Annotated in this window: 18 protein-coding genes and 1 riboswitch; of the genes, 9 read left to right on the plus strand and 9 right to left on the minus strand. The window is 71.4% G+C overall.

All coding sequences use genetic code 11. The annotated features are described in order from the left end of the window. Window positions 1-3: 3 nt before the first annotated feature. On the minus strand, window positions 4-1,320 hold the full coding sequence (locus AC4D2F_RS11435) for a bifunctional o-acetylhomoserine/o-acetylserine sulfhydrylase (protein ID WP_490910670.1): 1,317 nt from the start codon (window positions 1,318-1,320) through the stop codon (window positions 4-6). Window positions 1,321-1,400: 80 nt separating this feature from the next. Further along, window positions 1,401-1,516: riboswitch (SAM riboswitch) on the minus strand. 177 nt (window positions 1,517-1,693) lie between these two features. Between AC4D2F_RS11435 and AC4D2F_RS11440 the strand changes: the two genes are divergently transcribed. Then, window positions 1,694-2,335: a VOC family protein gene (locus AC4D2F_RS11440; protein WP_104168328.1), complete on the plus strand. Its 642-nt coding sequence runs from the start codon at window positions 1,694-1,696 to the stop codon at window positions 2,333-2,335. Between the two features lie 7 nt (window positions 2,336-2,342). Here AC4D2F_RS11440 and AC4D2F_RS11445 read toward each other — a convergent pair whose 3' ends face one another. Beyond that, window positions 2,343-3,146 carry a CPBP family intramembrane glutamic endopeptidase gene (locus AC4D2F_RS11445; protein WP_490910671.1) on the minus strand — a complete coding sequence of 268 codons (804 nt, stop codon included), beginning with the start codon at window positions 3,144-3,146 and terminating at the stop codon, window positions 2,343-2,345. A 190-nt stretch (window positions 3,147-3,336) separates the two neighbouring features. On the opposite strand from AC4D2F_RS11445, the gene AC4D2F_RS11450 reads away from it, so the two are divergent. From AC4D2F_RS11450 to AC4D2F_RS11475, 6 genes are all read left to right on the plus strand, one after another. Then, entirely contained in the window at window positions 3,337-3,621 is a 285-nt protein-coding gene (locus tag AC4D2F_RS11450; protein WP_104168330.1) for a DUF1540 domain-containing protein, read from the plus strand. A gap of 363 nt (window positions 3,622-3,984) precedes the next feature. Further along, on the plus strand, window positions 3,985-4,686 hold the full coding sequence (locus AC4D2F_RS11455; RefSeq protein WP_490911095.1) for an ATP-binding cassette domain-containing protein: 702 nt from the start codon (window positions 3,985-3,987) through the stop codon (window positions 4,684-4,686). Then, entirely contained in the window at window positions 4,683-5,486 is an 804-nt protein-coding gene (locus AC4D2F_RS11460) for an ABC transporter ATP-binding protein (protein ID WP_490910672.1), read from the plus strand. The genes AC4D2F_RS11455 and AC4D2F_RS11460 overlap by 4 nt, the downstream gene beginning before the upstream one ends. Before the next feature lie 32 nt (window positions 5,487-5,518). Then, window positions 5,519-6,811 carry an MFS transporter gene (locus tag AC4D2F_RS11465; RefSeq protein ID WP_490910673.1) on the plus strand — a complete coding sequence of 431 codons (1,293 nt, stop codon included), beginning with the start codon at window positions 5,519-5,521 and terminating at the stop codon, window positions 6,809-6,811. Further along, entirely contained in the window at window positions 6,808-8,334 is a 1,527-nt protein-coding gene (locus AC4D2F_RS11470; RefSeq protein WP_490910674.1) for an ABC transporter substrate-binding protein, read from the plus strand. Before AC4D2F_RS11465 ends, AC4D2F_RS11470 begins: the two co-directional genes overlap by 4 nt. Next, window positions 8,331-10,124, plus strand: coding sequence for an ABC transporter permease subunit (locus AC4D2F_RS11475; protein WP_490910675.1), 1,794 nt, complete (start codon window positions 8,331-8,333; stop codon window positions 10,122-10,124). Before AC4D2F_RS11470 ends, AC4D2F_RS11475 begins: the two co-directional genes overlap by 4 nt. A gap of 212 nt (window positions 10,125-10,336) precedes the next feature. Here AC4D2F_RS11475 and hutI read toward each other — a convergent pair whose 3' ends face one another. From hutI to AC4D2F_RS11500, 5 genes are read right to left on the minus strand one after another with little or no spacing between them, the layout of a single operon-like run. After that, window positions 10,337-11,539, minus strand: coding sequence for an imidazolonepropionase (gene hutI / locus AC4D2F_RS11480; protein WP_490910676.1), 1,203 nt, complete (start codon window positions 11,537-11,539; stop codon window positions 10,337-10,339). Beyond that, entirely contained in the window at window positions 11,539-12,984 is a 1,446-nt protein-coding gene (locus AC4D2F_RS11485) for a formimidoylglutamate deiminase (RefSeq protein ID WP_490910677.1), read from the minus strand. The genes hutI and AC4D2F_RS11485 overlap by 1 nt, the downstream gene beginning before the upstream one ends. Then, window positions 12,981-14,198, minus strand: a complete 1,218-nt coding sequence (locus AC4D2F_RS11490; RefSeq protein ID WP_104168337.1) for an allantoate amidohydrolase — start codon at window positions 14,196-14,198, stop codon at window positions 12,981-12,983. Before AC4D2F_RS11490 ends, AC4D2F_RS11485 begins: the two co-directional genes overlap by 4 nt. A 29-nt stretch (window positions 14,199-14,227) precedes the next feature. Then, complete coding sequence (hutU, locus tag AC4D2F_RS11495) at window positions 14,228-15,904, minus strand: urocanate hydratase (RefSeq protein ID WP_490910678.1); 1,677 nt, start codon at window positions 15,902-15,904, stop codon at window positions 14,228-14,230. Further along, window positions 15,901-16,590: an IclR family transcriptional regulator gene (locus tag AC4D2F_RS11500; protein ID WP_490910679.1), complete on the minus strand. Its 690-nt coding sequence runs from the start codon at window positions 16,588-16,590 to the stop codon at window positions 15,901-15,903. Before AC4D2F_RS11500 ends, hutU begins: the two co-directional genes overlap by 4 nt. A gap of 101 nt (window positions 16,591-16,691) precedes the next feature. On the opposite strand from AC4D2F_RS11500, the gene hutH reads away from it, so the two are divergent. Together hutH and AC4D2F_RS11510 are read left to right on the plus strand one after the other, a co-directional pair. After that, window positions 16,692-18,275 (plus strand): histidine ammonia-lyase, encoded by a 1,584-nt coding sequence (hutH, locus tag AC4D2F_RS11505; RefSeq protein ID WP_490910680.1) that lies wholly within the window; start codon window positions 16,692-16,694, stop codon window positions 18,273-18,275. Between the two features lie 46 nt (window positions 18,276-18,321). Next, a complete protein-coding gene (locus AC4D2F_RS11510) occupies window positions 18,322-19,167 on the plus strand; it encodes a siderophore-interacting protein (RefSeq protein ID WP_490910681.1) in 846 nt (281 codons plus the stop codon). A 27-nt stretch (window positions 19,168-19,194) separates the two neighbouring features. On the opposite strand, the gene AC4D2F_RS11515 is transcribed toward AC4D2F_RS11510, so the two are convergent. Further along, window positions 19,195-20,388 carry a cation:proton antiporter gene (locus AC4D2F_RS11515; protein ID WP_104168342.1) on the minus strand — a complete coding sequence of 398 codons (1,194 nt, stop codon included), beginning with the start codon at window positions 20,386-20,388 and terminating at the stop codon, window positions 19,195-19,197. 9 nt (window positions 20,389-20,397) lie between these two features. After that, window positions 20,398-20,880, minus strand: coding sequence for a cation:proton antiporter regulatory subunit (locus AC4D2F_RS11520; RefSeq protein WP_104168343.1), 483 nt, complete (start codon window positions 20,878-20,880; stop codon window positions 20,398-20,400). Window positions 20,881-20,945 lie beyond the last annotated feature (65 nt).

Consider the following 20,945-nt stretch of genomic DNA (forward strand, 5'->3'; position numbering starts at 1 on the left):
CGGTCAGGCTCCCTTGGCGGCGCGGAAGCCCGCATCCAGATCGGCGAGGATGTCGGTGATGTTCTCGACGCCGACCGACAGTCGCACCAGGCCAGGCCGGACGCCCGCGGTGAGCTGCGCCTCCGCCCCGAGCTGGCTGTGCGTCGTGGACGCGGGGTGGATGACCAGCGAGCGGACGTCGCCCACGTTCGCGACGTGCGAGTGCAGTTCGAGGCCGTCGACGAAGCGCTTCCCCGCCTCCAGCCCTCCGGCGATGTCGAAGCTCACGATCGCCCCCGTGCCGTTGGGTCCGTACTTCCTCCCGCGCTCGTACCACGGACTCGAGGAGAGCCCCGCGTAGGTGACGCGCTCGACGTCGTCGTGCCCCTCCAGCCACTCGGCGACCGCCTGCGCGTTCTGCACGTGGCGTTCCATGCGCAGGCTGAGGGTCTCCAGTCCCTGGGCGATCAGGAAGGCGTTGAACGGGGAGACGGCAGAGCCGAGATCGCGGAGCAGCTGGACGCGGGCCTTGAGGATGTAGGCGAGGTTGGCGCCCAGCGCACTGCCCACCCCGAGATCGCGGGCGTACACGAGCCCCTGATAGCTCTCGTCCGGCGTGTTGAAGCCCGGGAACCGTTCGGGGTCCTGCGCGAAGTCGAAGTTGCCCGAGTCCACGATGACCCCGGCGATGGCGTTGCCGTGCCCGCCGAGGTACTTGGTGGCCGAGTGCACCACGATGTCCGCTCCCCATTCGATGGGCCGGATCAGGTACGGCGTGGACAGCGTGTTGTCGACGATCAGGGGGATGCCGTGCTCGTGGGCGACGGCGCTGATGCCCTCGATGTCGAGGACGTCCTGCCGCGGATTGGAGACCACCTCGCCGAAGAAGAGCTTGGTGCTCGGCCGGAGTGCCGCGCGCCACTGCCCGAGGTCGTCCGGGTCCTCGACGAACGTGGTCTCGATCCCGAACTTCTTCAGCGTGTGCTTGAAGAGGTTGTAGGTGCCGCCGTAGAGGCTGGGGCTGGCCACGATGTGGTCCCCCGCCTCCGCGATGTTCAGCACGGCGAACGTCTCGGCGGCCTGGCCGGAGGCCAGCAGGAGCGCGCCGACGCCGCCTTCGAGGCTTGCGATGCGGGTCTCCACGACCTCCTGGGTCGGGTTGCCGATCCGCGTGTAGATGGGCTCGAGTTCGGTCAGCGCGAACCGGTTCGCGGCGCTCTCCGCGCTCGGGAAGACGAACGACGTCGTCTGGTAGATGGGGAGCGCACGCGCCCCTGTGGTGGCATCCGGCACCTGGCCGGCGTGGATCTGGCGTGTTTCAAAGGACCAATCGTTGGACATGGTGTTCCCTCTGATCAGGGGCTCCGCCTGTCCGATGCTCCGGCCGGTGGACGCCGCTCCGGGAGACCGGACCCCGCAGGAGCCCGCGCTTGAACGGCGCCGATGGGCGCCGGACCTGGTCTTCACCCGGGGCACCCCACCGCGGTTGGAGGGTTGCCGGCCAGCAAGCCGGGGCTGTGTGCTGGCACTCATGACCTGCATTCATGTAAACCGATCCGGGCGGATCCGGCAACCGTGTGACCCTCCGTGAAGCCGCCCGAGGGCACGCTCCCGGTGCGCCCGACGTCGGCTCCCGATCGGCTCCCAGGACACGCTCCCGGGAGTAAGGCAAGCCTTAGTCGAGACCCAGATCACTTAGTGCCAAGATAGCCGCATGCGCCTGGACCATGTATCTTATGCCTGCGAACCCGATGGACTTGCCGCGACGGCCGATCGAATCTCGGCCAAGCTCGGCGTGGAGCCGGTGAAGGGTGGTGTGCACCCCCGCTTCGGCACCCGCAACATGATCTTCCCCCTGGTCAACGGCCAGTATCTGGAGGTCGTCGAGGTGCTGAACCACCCGGCGTCGGACAAGGCTCCGTTCGGCCAGGCCGTCCGCGCCCGCTCCGAGGCCGGCGGAGGCTGGATGGGCTGGTGCGTCGCCGTCGACGATCTGGCACCGTTCGAGGAGCGCCTCGGGCGCAGCGCGGTGCCCGGCAACCGGAAGTTCCCGGACGGCCAGGAGCTCACCTGGCAGCAGATCGGCATCAAGGGACTCATCGCGGACCCCCAGGTCCCCTACCTGCTCCGCTGGGACGACGGCACGGAGGACCTCCACCCCTCGAAGGCCCGCCCCGCCTCGGTGAAGCTGGACTGCCTCACCATCGCCGGCTCGTCCGAGCGGGTGACCGACTGGCTCGGGACGGACGTCGAGAGGACGCTCGACGGCGTGCAGGTCCAGTGGATCGCCCCCAACGGGACGCCCGGGGTCATGTCGGTGACGTTCGAGACCGACAGCGGTCGCGTCGAGATCTAGGCTCCGGTCACGTGCCGATCCCCAGGGCCGGCCCGAGCAGCGCGTAGCCGACGAAGCCCGTGATGTCGATGAGCGCGTGGGCGATCACGAGCGGCATGACCCGTCGTGTCCGCGTGTAGAACCAGGCGAACAGCAGGCCCATCAGCACGTTCCCGATGAACGGCCCGAACCCCTGGTAGAGGTGGTAGCTGCCCCGGATGAGGGCACTCGTGATGATGATTGCGGGGGTGGACCAGCCGAGGTCCCGCAGGCGGATGAACAGGTACCCGACCACGATGACCTCCTCGAGCACCGCGTGCCGGAGCGCGGACAGCACGAGTACCGGGATGGTCCACCAGTAGTCGTCGAGCGCGGCCGGCACGAGCGCCGTCGTGATGCCGAGCGCGCGGCCTCCCGCGTACACCCCGAGCGTTCCGACGGCGATGATCGCGGCGAGCCCCACCCCGAAACCGACGGTGCGCAGCGGCTGCTCGAAGGTGAGGCCCAGGCGCCGGACGGCCGAGACGCCGGGACCGCTGAGCAGGAACAGGACCAGGGCCACGGGCATCAGCGCGAAGAGGATGTCCAGGAGCTGGTAGGCGAGGTCGAAGTACTCGCGCTCGTTCAGCACCGGGTTCAGGGTGGTGGTCTGGCCCGCGAGGGGTCCCCGCGTGAGCTTGTCCGCGAGGCTCACGACGGCGTACACGCCGGACTGCCCCAGGGAGAGCCCGAAGACGATCAGCAGTTCTGCGGTGATCCGCCGCCTCGGGAGCGGATCCACGGAACCTCCCGCTGCGGACGGGGCGGTGGAGGACGAGGACTCGGCAGTCATGACGCTATCCTGCCAGCGGGAAGGACGGCCTGTCCCCGGATCCCGTCGTCGTCGGTCAGGCGATAGAGATGCGCCACCCCGAGCCGCGGATTACGTCACCCGATTGGGTCTTTTTGATCGCCTCCATCAGGCCTACCGTGGACGCAGGATGCAGCCCGGCCGGGCAGCTGAACCAGGGAGGACCTTCGTCATGAGCACACAAGTTGCAGAATGCAGTGTCGCCAGTTGTTCCTTCAACGACCATTCCCATTGCAACGCAGCCGCCATCACAGTAGGCGGAGAAGAGGACCACGCAGCGTGCGCCACCTTCATCGACATCGGTGTCCACGGCGGCCTGCCCAAGGTCCTGGCCGGCGTCGGAGCGTGCCAGCGCACCGAATGCGCCCACAACGATCATCTGATGTGCAACGCGCCCGAAGTCCGCGTTGGCCCAGGACCCGACAACGCCGACTGCCTCACCTACAGCCACCGGTAGCGCGAATCACCCTCCGGCAACTCGGTCAGTCCCATCACTGCGGCGGCGTGCCTGACCCCTCGCGCCTGTCCCGCAGGAATCGTCCGATGGCCGCACCCGCTCTGCCTGCCGTGCCCATCCCGCCACGAGCCGGCACCAGGTGGGATTCCTCCTGTCGTTGACGCGGTGGCCGTCTGCAGGCAGATCGCTGGTGTCCGGGGCAGGACGTTACCCGGCTCGAGTGACCGACCCGGTTTTGAGAACCATACTCATCTCGTTATCGTTGGTGAGAACGGTAGTCAATAACGGGAGGGTGGGTGTGGGGTGGATCTTGCCCTCAGTGGTCTGTCCGTGCGGATCGGGGACCGGCGGATCATCAGGGATGTGACCCTGGCGGTTGCTCCTGGTGAAGCAGTGGCCTTGATCGGGGCTTCCGGGTCGGGCAAGTCGATGACTGCCGCGGCCATCACGGGATCCCTCCCGCGAAGCGCACACGTCACCGGTCGCTTGGAAATTCGGGGTCGGGACGTTCGTCCTGCCACGAGGCTCCGCCCGGAGGTGGCCGCGGTGCGTCAGGACTCCCTGACTGCTCTTCATCCGTTGGTGCGGATCGATCGGCAACTCGTGCCCGTTCTCCTTCGATCAGGTGCCGCCACGACCCGGGAAGCGGCGACCGGCCGTGTTGCGTCGATGCTCGAGGAGGTCGGTTTCGCCGACCCACTGCGGGTCCTGCGCAGCTTCCCGATGGAACTCTCCGGCGGACAGAGGCAACGCGTCTGCATCGTTCAGGCGCTGGCCTGTCGTGCCTCGTTCCTGGTTGCGGATGAACCGACGACGGCCCTCGACGTCGTGTCACAGCAGCTCGTGCTCTCGGCGTTGCGGACAGCAGCCCGAGCCGGCACCGGCATCCTGCTCATCACCCATGACGTCCCGGCGGCCGCTTCCCTGTGTTCCCGGGCAGTGGTCATCGATGACGGGATGGTCGTCGGTGAGGGTTCCTTCGTCGACCTCGCCGGCAGTACCGCGCATGCGCTGATGCAGTCCGTACGGCATGCGCCCGGCGGGGAAAGCATCACGGCCGCATGACTTCCACTCCTACCGGGACGCTCACGGCACGGGAACTACGGCTCTCCCTGTCGCGTCCCGGGCGGTCCTTCAGCAGAAGTGTGCCCACGGGCATCCTCCACGGGGTGTCGCTGCAGGTCTCCAGCGGCAGCAGCATGGGACTTGTCGGCAGCTCCGGCTCCGGGAAGTCGACGCTTCTGCGCACACTGCTGGCCCTCGAGACACCGGACTCCGGATCGGTGACCCTGCAGGACCAGGCGATCCGGCCCGGGTCGCTGAAGTCGCTCCGCTGGTACCGGCAACAGGTGCAGTACGTACCCCAGGATCCCGCGAGCAGTCTCGATCCCAGGATGACCGTCGACCAGCTCCTGCGTGAACCCCTGGTGTGCCTCGGCGTCGACGGACAGCACACCACCCGGATCCGCGATGCACTGTCCCGGGTCGAGCTTCCCGCGGCGGCTTCCGGGAAGCGGCCCTCCGAATTGTCCGGCGGGCAGAACCAGCGTGTGGCGATCGCCCGCGCCCTCGTGGTCTCCCCGATGATCCTCCTCGCGGACGAGCCGGTGAGCGGGCTGGACCTGCCGTTACGCAACCAGGTGCTCGATGTCCTGAACATGCTGATCAGCGATCAGGAGATGGGGCTGCTGTTCGTATCCCATGACCTCGACGCGATCGCCACCGTGTGCGCCAGGACCGCGGTCCTCGCCGATGGCCGGATCGTGGAAGAAGGACCCACCGAGCGGATCCTCGATGATCCGCAGCACGAGGCGACCCGCGCACTCAATGCCGCACGACTGTCGCGGGGTGCTGTTACTCGATGACCCCCTCCTTTCCTCCGAGGACCCACACCTCGGTGTCCTTGCTTCTGCCCACCCAACTGGTGTTCAACATCGGTTTCTACGCGGTCGTCCCCTTCCTCGCCCTCGTCATGAGCGAGGACCTCGGTCTTGGCGCCGCGGCGGTCGGCCTCGTCCTGGGTGCGCGCACCTTCAGCCAGCAGGGCATGTTCCTCCTCGGCGGGGTCATCGCCGACTGTTGGGGGCCACGCCGCAGCATCCTCACCGGCTGCGCCATCCGCGCCGCCGGATACTTCGGGCTCGCGGCCTCCGACAGCTTCTGGCCCTTCCTGCTCAGCGCCGTGCTCACTGGTGTTGGCGGTGCTTTCTTCTCACCGGCCATCGAAGGGCTCGTCGGCACGCTCGATCGTGCCCGCACCTCAGCGACCACGACAGACAGCGGAGGACAAGGCACCCCGCCGCGGAACGTGTTCGCCTGGCTCGTGCTGTTCGGGGAGGTCGGCGCTGTCGCCGGGCCTCTCATCGGCCTCGGTCTTCTGTCCTTCGGGTTTCCCGTGGTCGCAGTATCGGCCGGGGGCCTCTTCCTCATCGTCGGCATGGCGCTGTGGCTCCTCCTGCCACACCACGCCGGCTCGACCGGGAACGGTGCCGAACCCGAGCCTGACAACTCAGGGATACGCGGTGCCTTCGCCTGCCTGGAGGATCGCCGGTTCATCCTCTTCGCCGCGCTGTTCGGCGTGAACCTGCTGGCCTACAACCAGCTGTACTTCGCCCTCCCGCTCGAACTGGGTCGAGGCGGCGCCGGGACACTGGCCAACCTGTTCGCCGTTGCCTCGGCCCTGACCATCGCGTTGCAGCTGCCGATGTCCGCCCTGGCAACCCGCCTCGGCCCGGCTGCTGCTCTGTGCGCCGGCTTCACCTGCATCGCGGCGGGATTCGCGGCGATCGTCCTCCTCGGAAGTGCCGGACTGCATCTTGTGCCAGGGCTTCCCGTCCTGACCGGACCGGTCGCTCTCGTCACGCTTCTCAGCCTGGGGCACATGCTCGTCGGACCCGCCGGGCTGCAGCAGGTCCACCGGTTCGCAGGCCACCGGCGATTGGGCGCCTACTACGGCCTCCTCGCCAGCTGCGGTGGCATCGCCGTGCTGATAGGTAACGGCCTGACCGGTGTCCTCCGCGACACCCTCGGCAGCACCTCCAGCTGGGTGCTCCTCATCCTCCTGGCCCTCGTCAGCGCGACGCTGCTTCCCCGCTTCCTTCCCGCCACCTCCGTGCATCCCGGACGTCCTGCACGTCCCGTTCTTCCGCCCGTTCTTCCGTCCGTTCTAGATCAGAAGGTTCAGTCATGACCCACCGCCACTCCCTTGCCCTTGTCGCTGTCTCGACCATCAGTTGCCTGGCCCTGACGAGCTGCTTCTCGACCGGGCCTTCCGAGTCGGCCCCTGCTACGGACGAGGCAGATGGCGGCCGTCTTTCGATCGTCCATATGCAGCCACCCCGCTCGGGCCTCACCCCGCTCAGCGACGATGCGTTCAAGCTCTCACGCTGGTCCGCAGCCGAGACGCTCGTCATTCTCGATGACCTGGGAGAGGCCCAGCCCTCCCTGGCGTCGGAGTGGGAACAGACCGCTGCGACGGAATGGACGTTCACCATCCGCGACGGGGTGCGCTTCCACGACGGCACCCCGCTGACCGCCGAGGACGTCGCCCGGTCCCTGACCGCGGCCGCGGGCGCGTCACCCACCCCGCGGATCCTGGACGGCGTCGACCTGGCCGCTGCGGCCACCGATGAGATGACGGTGACCGTCACAACGGCGGTCGAGGACCCGCTCGTGCCGCAGCGCCTGTCCAGCCCCCAACTCTCCATCCTGGCCGCCAGCGCCTACGACGGCGACACCGTTGACTCGCTGGGTACCGGCACCGGCCCGTTCGTCCTCACCGCGGTGGACGGCACCTCCAGTGCGACCCTGGACCGGAACAAGGACTACTGGGGGGAACTCGCTGCCTCGTCCGGCATCGACGTCCAGTTCGTGCCGGACGGCACCGCCCGCGCCGCGGCCCTGCGTGCAGGCACCGCTGACGTCGTCGAGTCCATCCCGGTCAGCCAGGTCGCGCAGATCGACGAGGACTTGGTCTTCGAGGTACCGATGCCGCGCACGAACACCCTGTACCTGAACACGGAATCGGGCCCGTTCGCGGACCCCGCCGTGCGTGCCGCCGCCCGGGAGGCCATCGACCGGGCGACCATCGTCGCGAACGTGTACGAGGGCCGTGCGGACGTCGCCGAAGGACTCCTCGGCCCCGCCCTGCCCTGGGCTGCGGAGGAACGCGACGACGCCTACCAGGGAATTCTCGAGGGCCGGCCCGAGCCGGCACCGGTCGACGGGGTGCGGATCAGCCTGGGCACGTTCACGGATCGTGCCGAACTCCCCGAGGTCGCCGTGCAACTCGAGCAGCAGCTCGAAACCGCCGGCTTCGTCGTCGAACAGGACGTGCGCGAGTACCAGTTCATCGAGGCCGACGCCCTGGACGGGGCCTTCGACGCCTTCATCCTCTCCCGGGCCACCGTCCTCGACTCCGGGGATCCCGTGGCCTACATGCACAGCGACTTCGCCTGCGAAGGGTCCTTCAACATTTCCCAGTTCTGCGACCCGGCCGTCGACGAAGCCCTGCAGAAAGCCGCCGCCACCCCGGCGGGCGCCGAACGGCGGGAGGCGATCATCGCCGCCGAGGCGGAGATCCTTGCTCGGGATGCCGCGATCCCGATGCTGCACGAGCGCGTCATCCAGGGCGAAGCGGCAGGCGTGGACGGCGCGGCCCGGGACCCCCGGGAGCGGTCGCTGGTGACCGGCGACACCCGCGTCGAGCAGTGACGCGTTTCCCTCCCAGGGTGTTCCCGGCCAGTGCCATCCTGGTCGGCCTGTCCCGGGCGGGGGCCCTGCTCTCCGTCATCATGGTGATCGGGATGCTGCCCTGGCTCTCCGGACAGAGCCCTGAATACACGGTCCTGCGCGCCCGGTACACCGACCTGGAAGCAACACCGGCGGCATTGGCGATGGTCCGTGCCGAACTCGGCCTGGACCGGGGCCCGCTCCTGGCCTTCCTCGACTGGTTCGCCGGGATCCTCACCGGGGACTTCGGCCGATCCTGGATCTCCAACTCCCCGGTGCTGCCGGGAACCCTCACAGCCCTCGCTGTGTCCGTGACGCTCATGATCTGCGCCGGTGTGATCGCACTGCTGATTGCCGGGTTGTTCGCACTGCCCTCGCTCCTGCGCGGCTCCCGGGGTGAGCGGCGGCGAGGGGCCGGGCTCCTCGCGACGACGGCGACCTCCCTGCCCGATTTCCTGCTGGCCTCCCTGTTCCTGGTCATCGGCGCCGTCTGGTTACGCTGGTTCCCGCCGTCGGGGTGGCTGGGACTGCACTACGCGGTCCTGCCGTCCCTCGCCCTGGGCCTGCCGGCCGGAGGGCTGATGGGCAAACTCCTGGCCGACGCCATCAGCTCCGCCGGCGATGAACAGTGGGTGTCCGCGTGGCTGTCGGCCGGTCTTTCTCGCCGCCAGATCGCTGCCGGTCTCCTGCGGCGGGCGTTGCCGACAGTCTCCAGCCAGGCGGCCCTGGTCGTCGTCGGGCTCACCGGCGGGGCGGTCGCCGTCGAACGGGTCTTCGCCATCCCCGGAATCGGCAGGGCCACCCTCGGTGCCGCCACGTCGCAGGACATCCCCGTGCTGCAGGCCGGCGTCCTCGCCCTCCTCGTCCTGGCGATCATGGCCGGCATCGCCGCGGCACTGATCCGCACGGCGCTCCTCGGGCCGGCCGGACGGCTGGGCGTGATCCCCGTCGCCGTCGTCCCTCCCGTCTTCCACCGGCGAGACCTCGTCGTGCCCCTCGGGGCAACGACACTGCTCGGCCTGATCACCATCGCCGGGATCCTCCGCGACCCGTTCGCCTCAGCCCACCCGCGCCTCGACCCGCCGAGCTGGGCTCTACCGTTCGGGGCCGATGCCAGCGGCCGCGACCTGCTCGCCCGCGTAGGACACGGCACCGTGACCACCGTGGGCACCGCCCTCGTCGTCGTCCTCGTGTCCCTGCTGATCGGCATCCTGATCGGTTCCCTGCCACGCCTGGGAACAGGGCCGCTCGAGGTCGCCAACGCCGCCCCTCCCGTCATCGCGGGGATCATCGTCGCCGCGATCTCCGGGGCATCCATTGGAGGCGCCGCCCTCGCTGTCGCCCTGGTGAGCTGGGCGCCCCTGGCAGCGCACACCTCCGCCCTGACCCTGCAGGCCCGCAGCCTGCCCTTCGTCACCGTCCTCCCGGTCCTCGGCGTCGGGCCGGCCCGGATCCTGCTCCGGCACATCCTCCCGCACATCCTCGGACCCCTGGTCCGGCACGCGATGCTCCGCCTCCCCGGAACGGCCCTCGCCCTCGCGGCGCTGGGCTTCCTCGGACTCGGAGCCAACCCGCCCAGCCCCGACTGGGGCCTGGTGCTCGCCGAAGGCATGGCCTACGTCGAACGGGCGCCCTGGACGGTCTTCGCTCCGGCCTCGGCCCTGATCCTCGCGTCCGTCCTGGCCGTCTCGACGTCCGGACTCACCCTCCCCGCAACCTCACGCCGCCGGACGAGGGCGGCCATCGAGGCCGGCGCACCCGTAGCAGCCTGATCCCGGTGACCCACCGGCTCAGAGGACGAGGGCCCCATTTTCCTGCGTGCATGGTCGGATGCATACGCGTTCATGTATTGGTATGACGGATGACGCTCAACTCGAGAAGGTAGCGGAGCTGTTCAAGGCGCTCGGCACGGTATCCCGGTTGAGGATCCTGACGACCCTTGCCGGCAGTGCGGGGTCGGTGAGGAGTCCCAGCGTCAGCCCTCCTACCGAAGGCGCGTGCCCGCCCGCCAGACGGCGTGCACGAGCGGCATCCCGGGCCGGTACGCCAGGTGCGTGGCCGACGGCGCGTTCAGCAGCTGCAGGTCCGCGCGGTGCCCGACGGCGAGGGACCCGACGGCGCGCAGGCCGTCGGCGTCGCGTCCCGTGTGACGACGCAGCGCCAGCGCCCCGCCGTGGGTGGCGGCACGGACCGCCTCGTGGACCGTCAGCCCCATCTGCAGGACGGCGGTGGCGACGCAGAAGGCCATGGAGCTCGTGTAGGAGGTGCCGGGATTGCAGTTGCTCGCCAGGGCGATCCGGGCACCGGCGTCGAGCAGCCGCCGGGCGGGGGCGAACGGCTGGCGCGTCGACAGATCGCAGGCCGGCAGGCACGTGGCGACGGTACCCGGTGCCTCGTCCGCGCCCGATCCCGACCACGTGCCCGCGAGCGCGTCGACGTCGGCGTCGGAGAGGTGGTTCACGTGGTCGACGCTGGCGGCGCCGAACTCGACGGCGAGCGCCACGCCGGCGCCCGGGCCGAGCTGGTTGCCGTGCACGCGCAGGCCGAGGCCCGCGGCGGCGCAGGCCGCGAGGACGCGGCGTGACTGGTCCGGGGTGAAGGCGCCGGTCTCGCAGAAGACGTCGGCCCAGCGCACGTACGGGCGGACGGCGTCGAGCATCGGCCCGCACACGAGATCCGTGTAGTCCTCGGCGTCCTCCCCGGCGGGCACGAGGTGCGCGCCGAGGAAGGTGACCTCGTCCACCACGCCGGCCGCGATCCGCGCGCTGCGCGCCTCCTGCGCGACGTCGAGCCCGTAGCCCGTCTTCGTCTCGAGGTACGTGGTGCCGCCCGCGGCGGCCTCCGCGGCGCGGGCCAGCAGGAGCCGCGTGAGGTCGTAGTCCCCCGCGGCGCGCGTGGCCTCCACGGTGACTGCGATGCCGCCCGCGGCGTACGACTCCCCCGCCATGCGGGCCTCGAACTCCGCCGTCCGGTCCCCGGCGAACACGAGGTGCGTGTGGCTGTCGACCCAGCCGGGCAGTCCCGCGCGGCCCCCGGCATCGTAGGCCTCGTCCGCTGCGGGCGCGCGGGTGGCCGGGCCGATCCAGCTGATCCGCTCCCCCTCGAGGACCAGGGCGGCGTCCCGCAGGACGGCGCCGTCGGCGTCCTGCGTCATGAGTTCGCCGATGTTGGTGATGAGGACGGACATCAGGACCGGCCCCCGGGAGGTGCGGCGATGGAGGGTGCGGCGTCGGAGGGTGCGGCGTCGGGGTGTGCTGCGTCGAGGCGGGCGATGGCCGCGACCAGCAGTGGCCCGGGATCTCCGAGCGTCGTGTGCACGCCCTCCCGCGCCCTGAGGACACCACCGACGACGACGCCCGTAACGTCCTGAGCCGTCGCCGTCGAGGCGAGCTGCTCCCGGGAGGATCCGGCGGTGCGTGCACTGTGCGGGTCGACCGCCATGAGATCGGCCGGGTGGCCCGGACCGAAGCCCGCGCCGGGACGGCCCTGGGCCCGCGCGCCGCCGAGGGACGCGATGCCGTGCAGCCGCTCCGGGGCGAAGTGCCCCCGCCGCCCGGTGCGCAGGCGCTCCCCGAGCTCGAGGGCCCGCATCTCCAGCCACGGGTCGACGGCGGCGTGCTGGTCGGTGCCGAGGGCGAGCTGCGCTCCGGCCTCCCGGAAGTCCCCGGCCGGCCCGAGCCCGTCGGCGAGATCCGCCTCCGTGGTGGGGCAGAACACGATCACCGCTCCGGCGTCGGCGAGGGTCGCGATGTCGCGGTCGGTGACGTGGGTGGCATGGACGGCGGACAGGCGGTCGGTCACGAGGCCGTGCCGGTGGAGCAGCGCCGTCGGGGTGCGGCCGGTCGCCCGGAGGCACTCCTCGTTCTCGGCGGGCTGCTCGGACAGGTGGATGTGCAGGGGCAGGTCCGGCGGCAGCCGACGAGCGATCACGGCGAGGTCCTGCTCCGGCACCGCGCGGACCGAATGGATGGCTGCGCCGACCGTGACCTGGCGTGCGGGGTAGCGCGAGGAGATCGCTGTACGCAAGGACGCCAGCCGTGCGAGCCACCGCTCCGCGGTCCCGTCGGAGAAACGGCGCTGGCCCGCCGCGAGGGGTGTCCCGAAGCCGCCGGCGAGGTAGCACGTGTCGAGCAGCGTCAGGCGGATGCCCGCACGGACGGCGGCCCGGGCGAGGGCCAGCTCCATGGCATGCGGTCCGTCGTCGTCCCCCTGCCCGTACGGCGTGCCGTCGGGGCGGTGGTGCACGTAGTGGAATTCGGCGACACTCGTCCACCCCGTCACCACCATCTCGGCGTACACCGCGGCGGCGAGCTCCTCGTACAGTGCGGGCGTGAGGGCACCCGCCGCGCGGTACATCGTCTCCCGCCAGGTCCAGAACGTCCCGCCGCTCCCGTGGGTGCGCCCGCGCAGCGCGCGGTGGAACGCGTGCGAATGCGCGTTGGCGGCGGCGGGGAACACCACGCCGCGGAGGACGACGTCGCCCTCCCGCGCCGGTACGCCCGCGAGCACGCCGAGCACCAGGCCGTCGTCGTCCACCTCGACGCGCACGGCGTCGCGGATCCCGTCGGCTCCCAGCCACGCGTGCTCGCACCAGACGGCGCGGACGGCCCGATCGGTGCGGGGTCCGGTCACAGCAGGTCGTCGAGGACGTCCGCGAGCGCGGTGGCCCCGGCGTCCGCGTCGTCGCGCTCCACGAACTCCTCGGGCGAATGGCTGACGCCGGTGGGATTGCGGACGAACAGCATGGCGGTGGGCGCGATGGCGCCGAGGATGCCGGCATCGTGCCCGGCGCCCGTCGGCAGGGTCGGTGCGCCGGGAAAGGAGCGGCCGAGGGCGTTGCCGAGCGTGCGCTGGAGCGCACCGTCGAAATGGACCGTGCCGCTGCGCGATTCCTCGGTCAGGGTGGTCCGGCAGCCCTCGAACGCGCAGATCTTCTGGGCCTGGCCGTGGATCCTCTCGATGAGCGACGCCGTGACGGCGTCCTCCTCGTGGCGCACGTCCAGCCACAGGTCCACGCGGGAGGCGATGACGTTCGTCCCGCCCGGCACGGGCTGCAGGCGTCCCACCGTCGCGCGGGCGCCGTCCTGCTCCGCGGCGGCCTTCCGGACGGCGAGGACCACCTGGGCGGCGGCGACCATGGGGTCGGCGCGGTCGGCCATGAGCGTGGTGCCCGCGTGGTTGCCCTGGCCGGTGATGGACAGGCGCCAGCGGCCGTGGCCCAGCATCGTGGAGCCGATGGCCACGGCGGAGTCGAGATCGATCAGGCCTCGCCCCTGCTCGACGTGAAGTTCCACGAAGTCCCCGATGCGCCGGATCGCCTCCTCGTCGCGGCCCAGGTGCGTGGGGTCGACCCCCGCGGCGCGGGAGGCCTCGGCGAAGGTGGTGCCGTCCGCGTCCGTCAGGGACCGGACGGCATCAGGGTCGAGCGTGCCGGTGAGCAGGCGCGATCCCAGGCAGGAGACCCCGAAGCGGGACCCCTCCTCCTCGGGGAACACGGCGATCGCGAGGGAGCGCTGCGGGGTCGCCCCGCGCTCGCGCAGCAGGTCCACGGCCACGAGAGCGGAGGCGACGCCGAGCGGGCCGTCGTAGGCGCCGCCGCCGGGCACCGAGTCGAGGTGGCTTCCGGTGACGAGCGCGCCGTCCCGGCTGTCCGTGGCGTCCCACCACGCCCAGAGGATGCCGTTGCGGTCCGTCTCGACGGCCAGCCCGCGGGCCTGGGCCTCGGCGCTGAACCATTCGCGCAGCGAGGACTCGGCGGGGGTGTGCACGCCGCGCGAGTAGCCCCCGCGGGTGGCGTCGCGGCCGATGTCACTGATGGAGTCGAGGACGGAGGAGACGGTCTGCACGGGGGTACCTTCCGATCGGGGACGGGTCTTCAGGATTGCATGGGGATGCGGACGCCGTACTCCGCCGCGACCTCGCGGGCGCGCCCGTACCCGGCGTCGACGTGGCGGATCACGCCCGTCCCGGGATCGTTGGTGAGGAGCCGCTCGAGCTTCTGCGCCGCGAGGTCGGTCCCGTCGGCGACGGAGACCTGCCCGGCGTGGATGGAGCGGCCGATCCCGACGCCGCCGCCGTGGTGGATGGACACCCAGGTGGCCCCGGAGGCGGTGTTCAGCAGGGCGTTCAGCAGGGGCCAGTCGGCGACGGCGTCGGAGCCGTCCGCCATCGCCTCGGTCTCCCGGTAGGGCGAGGCGACGGACCCGGAGTCGAGGTGGTCGCGGCCGATGACGATCGGGGCCGAGACCCTCCCCTCCGCGACGAGCCGGTTGAGGAGCAGGCCCGCCTTCGCGCGGTCCCCGTAGCCGAGCCAGCAGATCCGGGCGGGCAGGCCCTCGAACTCCACGTGCTCGGCCGCGGCGTCGAGCCAGCGGTGCAGGTGCCCGTTGTCCGGGAACAGCTCCTTGAGGGCGGCGTCGGTGACGGCGATGTCCGCCGGATCCCCCGAGAGCGCGACCCAGCGGAACGGGCCGAGCCCCTCGCAGAACAGGGGTCGGATATAGGCGGGGACGAACCCCGGGAAGGCGAACGCACGGCCGTAGCCGCCCTTCCGGGCCTCGTCGCGGATCGAGTTGCCGTAGTCGAAGACCTCCGCTCCGGCGTCGAGGAATCCGACCATCGCCTCGACCTGCAGGGCCATCGACGCCTGGGCCTTCTTCGTGAAGCCGTCCGGGTCCGCGTCGGCCTCACGCTCCCACTCGTCGACGGCGATCCCCTCGGGCAGATAGCTGAGCGGGTCGTGGGCGGAGGTCTGGTCGGTGACGATGTCGACGTCGAGCCCCCGCCGGAGCAGTTCCGGGAACACGGTGGCCGCGTTGCCGACGACGCCCACGGACAGCGCCCGCTGCTCGCGTTTCGCGGCTAGGACCTGCGCGACGGCGTCGTCGAGCGTGTCCGCGACGGTGTCCAGGTAGCGTTTCGCGACGCGGCGGCGCAGGCGCGCCTCACTGACGTCCACGATGAGGACGGCTCCCCCGTTGAGCGTGACGGCGAGGGGCTGGGCGCCGCCCATGCCGCCACAGCCCCCGGTCAGGGTGAGGGTGCCGGCGAGGCTGCCGCCGAACCGTGTGCGGGCGATCGCCGCGAACGTCTCGAAGGTGCCCTGCAGGATGCCCTGCGTGCCGATGTAGATCCAGGAGCCCGCGGTCATCTGCCCGTACATCATGAGGCCCTCCGCCTCGAGGCGCCGGAACTCGGGCCATGTCGCCCAGTCCCCCACGAGGTTGGAGTTGGCGAGCAGCACGCGCGGCGCCCACGGGTGGGTGCGGAACACCCCGACGGGCTTGCCGGACTGGACGAGCAGCGTCTCGTCGTCCTCGAGCTCCGTGAGGGTGCGGACGATGGCGTCGTAGGCGTCCCAGCTGCGGGCCGCCCGGCCGGTCCCGCCGTACACCACCAGGTCCTCGGGCCGTTCGGCGACCTCGGGATCGAGGTTGTTCATGAGCATCCGCAGCGGCGCCTCGGTCTGCCAGCTCTTCGCGGTCAGGCGGGTGCCGCGCGCGGCCCGGATGGACCGGGAGGGATCGTGGGTCGCGGAGGTGGGGGTGGTCATGCCGGTTCTCCTGTCAGGTCCTCGGGCACCGGGACGGCGCCCGCACCGGGCTCCGTCAGGAGAGCCGCGGCCTCCTGTGCCACGAGCAAACCGATGCGGTGGGCCTCCGCCTCGGTGATGCGGTAGCTGGGGACGACGACGCTGAGCGCCGCGACCGTCCGGCCGCCCGGCGAGAGAGGCGCCGCGATGGCCGTGACATCCTTCTCGACGCCGTCGCGCACGACGACGAAGCCGCCGTCCGGGGGCCCACCCGTGAGCACAGCACCGACGGCGGTCTGCGCGAGCGGGATGCTGCGCCCCACCCAGCTGGCGTGGCGCACCGAGTGGGTGCCCTCGCGCATCGCGAGGTAGACGCCCTCGCCGTCGTGCGAGGGGACGCTGAGGTAGGCCGACTCGCCGGTCCGCTCCACGAGGCGATCCAGGGCGGGCTCCGCGAGGGAGACCAGGGATTCGTGGCCGAGGGCCTGCGCGCCGAGCTGCACCACGCGGAGGCCGGGCCGGTAGGCGCCGAGGGCGTCCCGGCGGACGAACCCCGTCCCTTCGAGGGTGCGCAGGAGCCGCAGCGCCGTCGACGCCGACAGGTCGGCCTCCCGGGCCGCGTCCGCGAGTGTCAGCGAGCCGGCCCCGCAGACCGCCCCGAGTAGCACGAGGGCCCGCTCGACGGTGCGGGTCGATGATTCGGCCATGCTCGCTCCTTGCTTTCGTGGTCGACGTATATTTCACTTATTGAAACTCCATTTTCACTCAATGGCAAGTGCGGCAGGCGCCGCGGGAACCGAGGCACAGTGTGAACCAGCAGACCGTGATCGTGGGCACCGGCCCGCTGTCCCCCGCCGACGTCGTCGCGGTGGCGCGGGACGGCGCCCGGGTGGATCTGGCGCCCGAGGCCCTCGCCGCGATGGCCGGATCCCGAGCGGTGGTCGACGCGCTCGTGGACGACGGCACGCCGCACTACGGGGTCTCGACCGGCTTCGGTGCCCTGGCCACCCGGCACATCCCGCTGGACCAGCGCACCCGGCTGCAGCGCAGCCTCATCCGCAGCCACGCGGCGTCCTCGGGGGCCGAGGTGGATCGCGAGGTGGTGCGCGGCCTGATGCTCGGCCGCCTCTCCACCCTCGCCACGGGCCGTACCGGGGTGCGCCCGCTCGTCGCGTCCACCTACGCCGCCCTGCTGAACGCCGGCATCACACCGGTGGTCGGCGAGTACGGTTCGCTGGGCTGCTCGGGCGATCTCGCGCCGCTCTCCCACGTGGCCCTGGCGCTGATGGGCGAGGGGCAGGTACGGGACCGCGCCGGGCACCTGGTGGAGGCGGCCGAGGCGCTCGCCGCCGCAGGCATCGCCCCGGTCGAGCTGCGCGAGAAGGAGGGGCTGGCCCTCATCAACGGTACGGACGGGATGCTCGGGATGCTCGTCCTCGCCGCCGCGGACCTGCACCGGCTCCTCACGACGGCGGATCTCGCCGCGGCCATGAGCGTGGAGGGGCTGCTGGGTACCGACGCCGTGTTCGCCGAGGATCTCCACGCCCTGCGCCCGCACCCGGGCCAGCTGGCGTCCGCCGCGAACATCCGCGCCCTGCTGGCGGGGTCCCCGCTGCTCGCCGACCAGTTCACGTCCGAGACCGGCCGGCACCGGTTCACCCGCGTCCAGGACGCGTATTCTCTGCGCTGCGCGCCCCAGGTCCACGGAGCCGCCCGCGCCACCCTCGCGCACGCCGACGCCGTCGCCGCGATCGAGCTGGGGTCCGCGATCGACAACCCGGTCATCACCCCCGACGGCAGGATCGAGTCCAACGGCAACTTCCACGGGGCGCCGGTGGGCTACGTGCTGGACTTCCTCGCGATCGCCGTCGCGGACGTCGCCTCCATGAGCGAGCGCCGCACGGACCGCTTCCTCGACACGTCCCGCAGCCACGGGCTCAACGCCTTCCTCGCCCACGATCCCGGCGTCGACTCCGGCCACATGATCGCCCAGTACACGCAGGCCGGCATCGTGTCCGAGCTCAAGCGCCTCGCCGCGCCGGCATCCGTGGACTCCATCCCCTCCTCGGCCATGCAGGAGGACCACGTCTCGATGGGCTGGGCCGCGGGTCTGAAGCTGCGCCGGGCCGTCGACGGCCTCACGCGCGTCCTCGCGATCGAGATCCTCACCGCAGCACGCGCCCTGGACATGCGCGGGGGCGGGGCGGGCACGGGCGCGGTCGGGCGCAGTTCCGCGCCGATCACCGCCGTCCGGGCCCGGCTCCGGCAGGACGTCGAGGGCCCCGGCACCGACCGCTACCTGGCCCCGGAGATCGAGGCCGCCCGGCGGCTGGTGGACGACGGCTCCCTGCTCGCCGCAGCCCGGAGGGCAGTCCCGGGGTCCCTCCAGTAGGGCTTGTTAGGGTGGGCTGACCACCCCGAGAAAGAGGCGCCGCCCCATGTCCTCCCCCGTCCCCGTGCCCTCCGTCAAACCCCCGCGCCCCCAGGCGGTCCTCACCGTGCTCGAGACGCAGTGGCTGAGCCCCCACCTGGTGCGGGTCGTGGCGGGTGGTCCCGGCTTCCGGGACCTGCAGGACTGCGACGCGACGGACAGGTACGCCAAACTGCTGTTCACCAAACCCCACCTCGGGCTGACCCCGCCCTACGACCTCGCGGCCCTCAAGCACGCCTTGCCCGCGGGCGACCGACCCGTGAAGCGGACCTACACCGTGCGGTGGCTCGACGCCGCGGCGGAGCGCCTGGCCATCGACTTCGTGGTGCACGGGGACTCCGGCATCGCCGGCCCGTGGGCGGCGCAGGCCGCCCCGGGCGATCCCCTGGTCCTCATGGGCCCCTCCGGCAAGTGGTCGCCGGACCCGGACGCCGACTGGCACCTCTTCGCGGGGGACGACTCCGCGCTGCCCGCGATCGCCGCCGGCCTCGAGGCCCTGCACCCGGCCGCCGTCGGACACGCCTACCTCGAGGTGGACACCGCCGCCGACGTACTCGCGCTCGCCGCCCCCGCGGGGGTGGAGCTGCACTGGCTGACGCGGGACGGCCGGGAACCGGGCACGACGACGCTGCTCGCGGACGCCGTCGCCGCCGGACCATGGCCCGAGGGACGCGTCGACGCCTTCGTCCACGGGGAGCGCGGCGCCATGAAGGCCCTGCGGGACATCCTGTTCCGGGACAGGGGGCTCACCCGCGCGCAGGTCTCGCTCTCCGGCTACTGGGCGTACGGCCGCGAGGAGGACACCTTCCAGGCGGAGAAGCGTGAGCCGATCGGCAAGATCCTCGACGACTGACCCCGGGTACGTGCGGCCCGGTGCGCCTCAGGCGACCGGCACCGCGCGGGGGCCCCGCCTCGGGAACCGTTCCAGGAGTTCCATCGCGGGCTCGGCGATACGCGCCAGTACGGGCCCGAGCACGGCCATGATCAGCACGTACGTCGTCGCCAGGGCGGCGATCTCAGGGATCACGGAGCCGGAGGCCACCGCGAGCCCGGCGATGACGATCGAGAACTCCCCGCGCGCCACGAGGGCCGTGCCGGCCCGGGCCCGGCCGAGGCGCCCGATGCCCTGGCGGCGGGCCGCCCACCAGCCGGTCGCGATCTTCGTCGCCGTCGTGACGAGCGCGAGGAGCAACGCGACCCCGAGGACCGGGGGGATCGACGCCGGGTCGGTATTGAGCCCGAAGACCACGAAGAAGATGGCGGCGAAGAGGTCCCGCAGCGGTTCGAGGAGGCGGGCCGCGTTCTCCGCCGTCGCGCCGGAGATCGCGATGCCGAGGAGGAACGCCCCCACGGCCGCCGAGACCTGCAGGGCGGAGGCCACACCCGCGACGAGCAGGGCCGCCCCGATGAGCGTCAGGAGGAAGACCTCGCGGTCCTTGCTGTCGACGACCGCGGAGACCGCGTTCCCCCAGCGCAGCGCGACGACGAGCACGAGGGTGACGACGAGGAGGGAGACGCCGACCGTCCCGAGTCCGCCGGCGAAGCTGAGCCCCGCCAGCACCGCGGTCAGGACGGGCAGGTAGACGGCCATCGCGAGGTCCTCGAAGACGAGGATCGCGAGGACGGTGGGCGTCTCCCGGTTGCCGAGGCGGCCGAGATCGCTCATCACCTTCGCGGCGATACCCGAGGAGGAGATGTACGTGACGCCGCCCATCACGAGGGCCGCGACCGGCCCCCAGCCCAGGATGACCGCGACGAGGGCGCCCGGCGTGAAGTTCAGGACGAGGTCCACGATCCCCGCCATCCAGGACTGCCGCATCCCGGTGACGAGTTCCTTGGCCGTGTACTCCAGGCCGAGCAGCAGCAGGAGGAGGATGACGCCGATCTCACCGGCCACCTCGCTGAATTCCATGACCCCGTCGAGCTCGAGGAAGCCACCCTGCCCGAAGAACAGGCCACCGAGGAGGTACAGCGGGATGGGCGAGAGTCCGATCCGGCCCGCAAGCCGCCCGAGGACCCCGAGGAACAGGAGAATCGCGCCGAGTTCGATCAGGGTGAGGGCGGTCGTGTGCATAGACGGCGATCAGCCGTTGCGCAGGATGTCCGCTGCGGTGTCCAGGCCCTCCGAGGTCCCCACCACCACCAGCAGGTCGCCGCCGGCGAGCGTGAAGTCGGGGGCGGGTGAGGCCTGGACCTGGCCGGAGCGGAGCACGGCGACGAGGGATGCGCCGGAGCGCGACCGCATCCTGGTGTCACCGAGGGTGCGGCCGTCGAAGGGCGATCCGTGGTCGATGTAGAACTGGCGCGTCGAGACCCCGGGGAGGTCCCGGTGCTCCTCCGTCAGCTGGGCGACGAGCTGCCGGGACCCGAGGAGGCTGCCGATCGTCGCCGCCTCGTCCGGGGTCAGCGGGATGGAGGCGACGCAGGCGTCCGGGTCATTGGCCTTGGAGATGATGAGGTCGAGCTCGCCGTCGCGCTGCGCGACGATGCCGACCCTCCGGCCGGACCCGGTGACGATCTCACGCCGCACCCCGATGCCGGGAAGGCGCGTTTCGATGACGTTCATGCGATCATCCTAGACCTGCGTGGACTGCTCGCCGGCGGGCAGGGCGCTGGTTGCGCGGCCCGTTC

Source organism: Arthrobacter sp. TJ-263, assembly GCF_058269155.1.

Excerpts from the sequence above, each read along its gene's own strand:
- AC4D2F_RS11440 (WP_104168328.1), top strand. The coding sequence starts at position 1,694 with ATGCGCCTGGACCATGTATCTTATGCCTGCGAACCCGATGGACTTGCC.
- AC4D2F_RS11460 (WP_490910672.1), top strand. The coding sequence starts at position 4,683 with ATGACTTCCACTCCTACCGGGACGCTCACGGCACGGGAACTACGGCTC.
- AC4D2F_RS11445 (WP_490910671.1), bottom strand. The coding sequence starts at position 3,146 with ATGACTGCCGAGTCCTCGTCCTCCACCGCCCCGTCCGCAGCGGGAGGT.
- AC4D2F_RS11500 (WP_490910679.1), bottom strand. The coding sequence starts at position 16,590 with ATGGCCGAATCATCGACCCGCACCGTCGAGCGGGCCCTCGTGCTACTC.
- hutU (WP_490910678.1), bottom strand. The coding sequence starts at position 15,904 with ATGACCACCCCCACCTCCGCGACCCACGATCCCTCCCGGTCCATCCGG.
- AC4D2F_RS11435 (WP_490910670.1), bottom strand. The coding sequence starts at position 1,320 with ATGTCCAACGATTGGTCCTTTGAAACACGCCAGATCCACGCCGGCCAG.
- hutI (WP_490910676.1), bottom strand. The coding sequence starts at position 11,539 with ATGTCCGTCCTCATCACCAACATCGGCGAACTCATGACGCAGGACGCC.
- AC4D2F_RS11450 (WP_104168330.1), top strand. The coding sequence starts at position 3,337 with ATGAGCACACAAGTTGCAGAATGCAGTGTCGCCAGTTGTTCCTTCAAC.
- AC4D2F_RS11515 (WP_104168342.1), bottom strand. The coding sequence starts at position 20,388 with ATGCACACGACCGCCCTCACCCTGATCGAACTCGGCGCGATTCTCCTG.
- AC4D2F_RS11470 (WP_490910674.1), top strand. The coding sequence starts at position 6,808 with ATGACCCACCGCCACTCCCTTGCCCTTGTCGCTGTCTCGACCATCAGT.
- AC4D2F_RS11520 (WP_104168343.1), bottom strand. The coding sequence starts at position 20,880 with ATGAACGTCATCGAAACGCGCCTTCCCGGCATCGGGGTGCGGCGTGAG.
- AC4D2F_RS11510 (WP_490910681.1), top strand. The coding sequence starts at position 18,322 with ATGTCCTCCCCCGTCCCCGTGCCCTCCGTCAAACCCCCGCGCCCCCAG.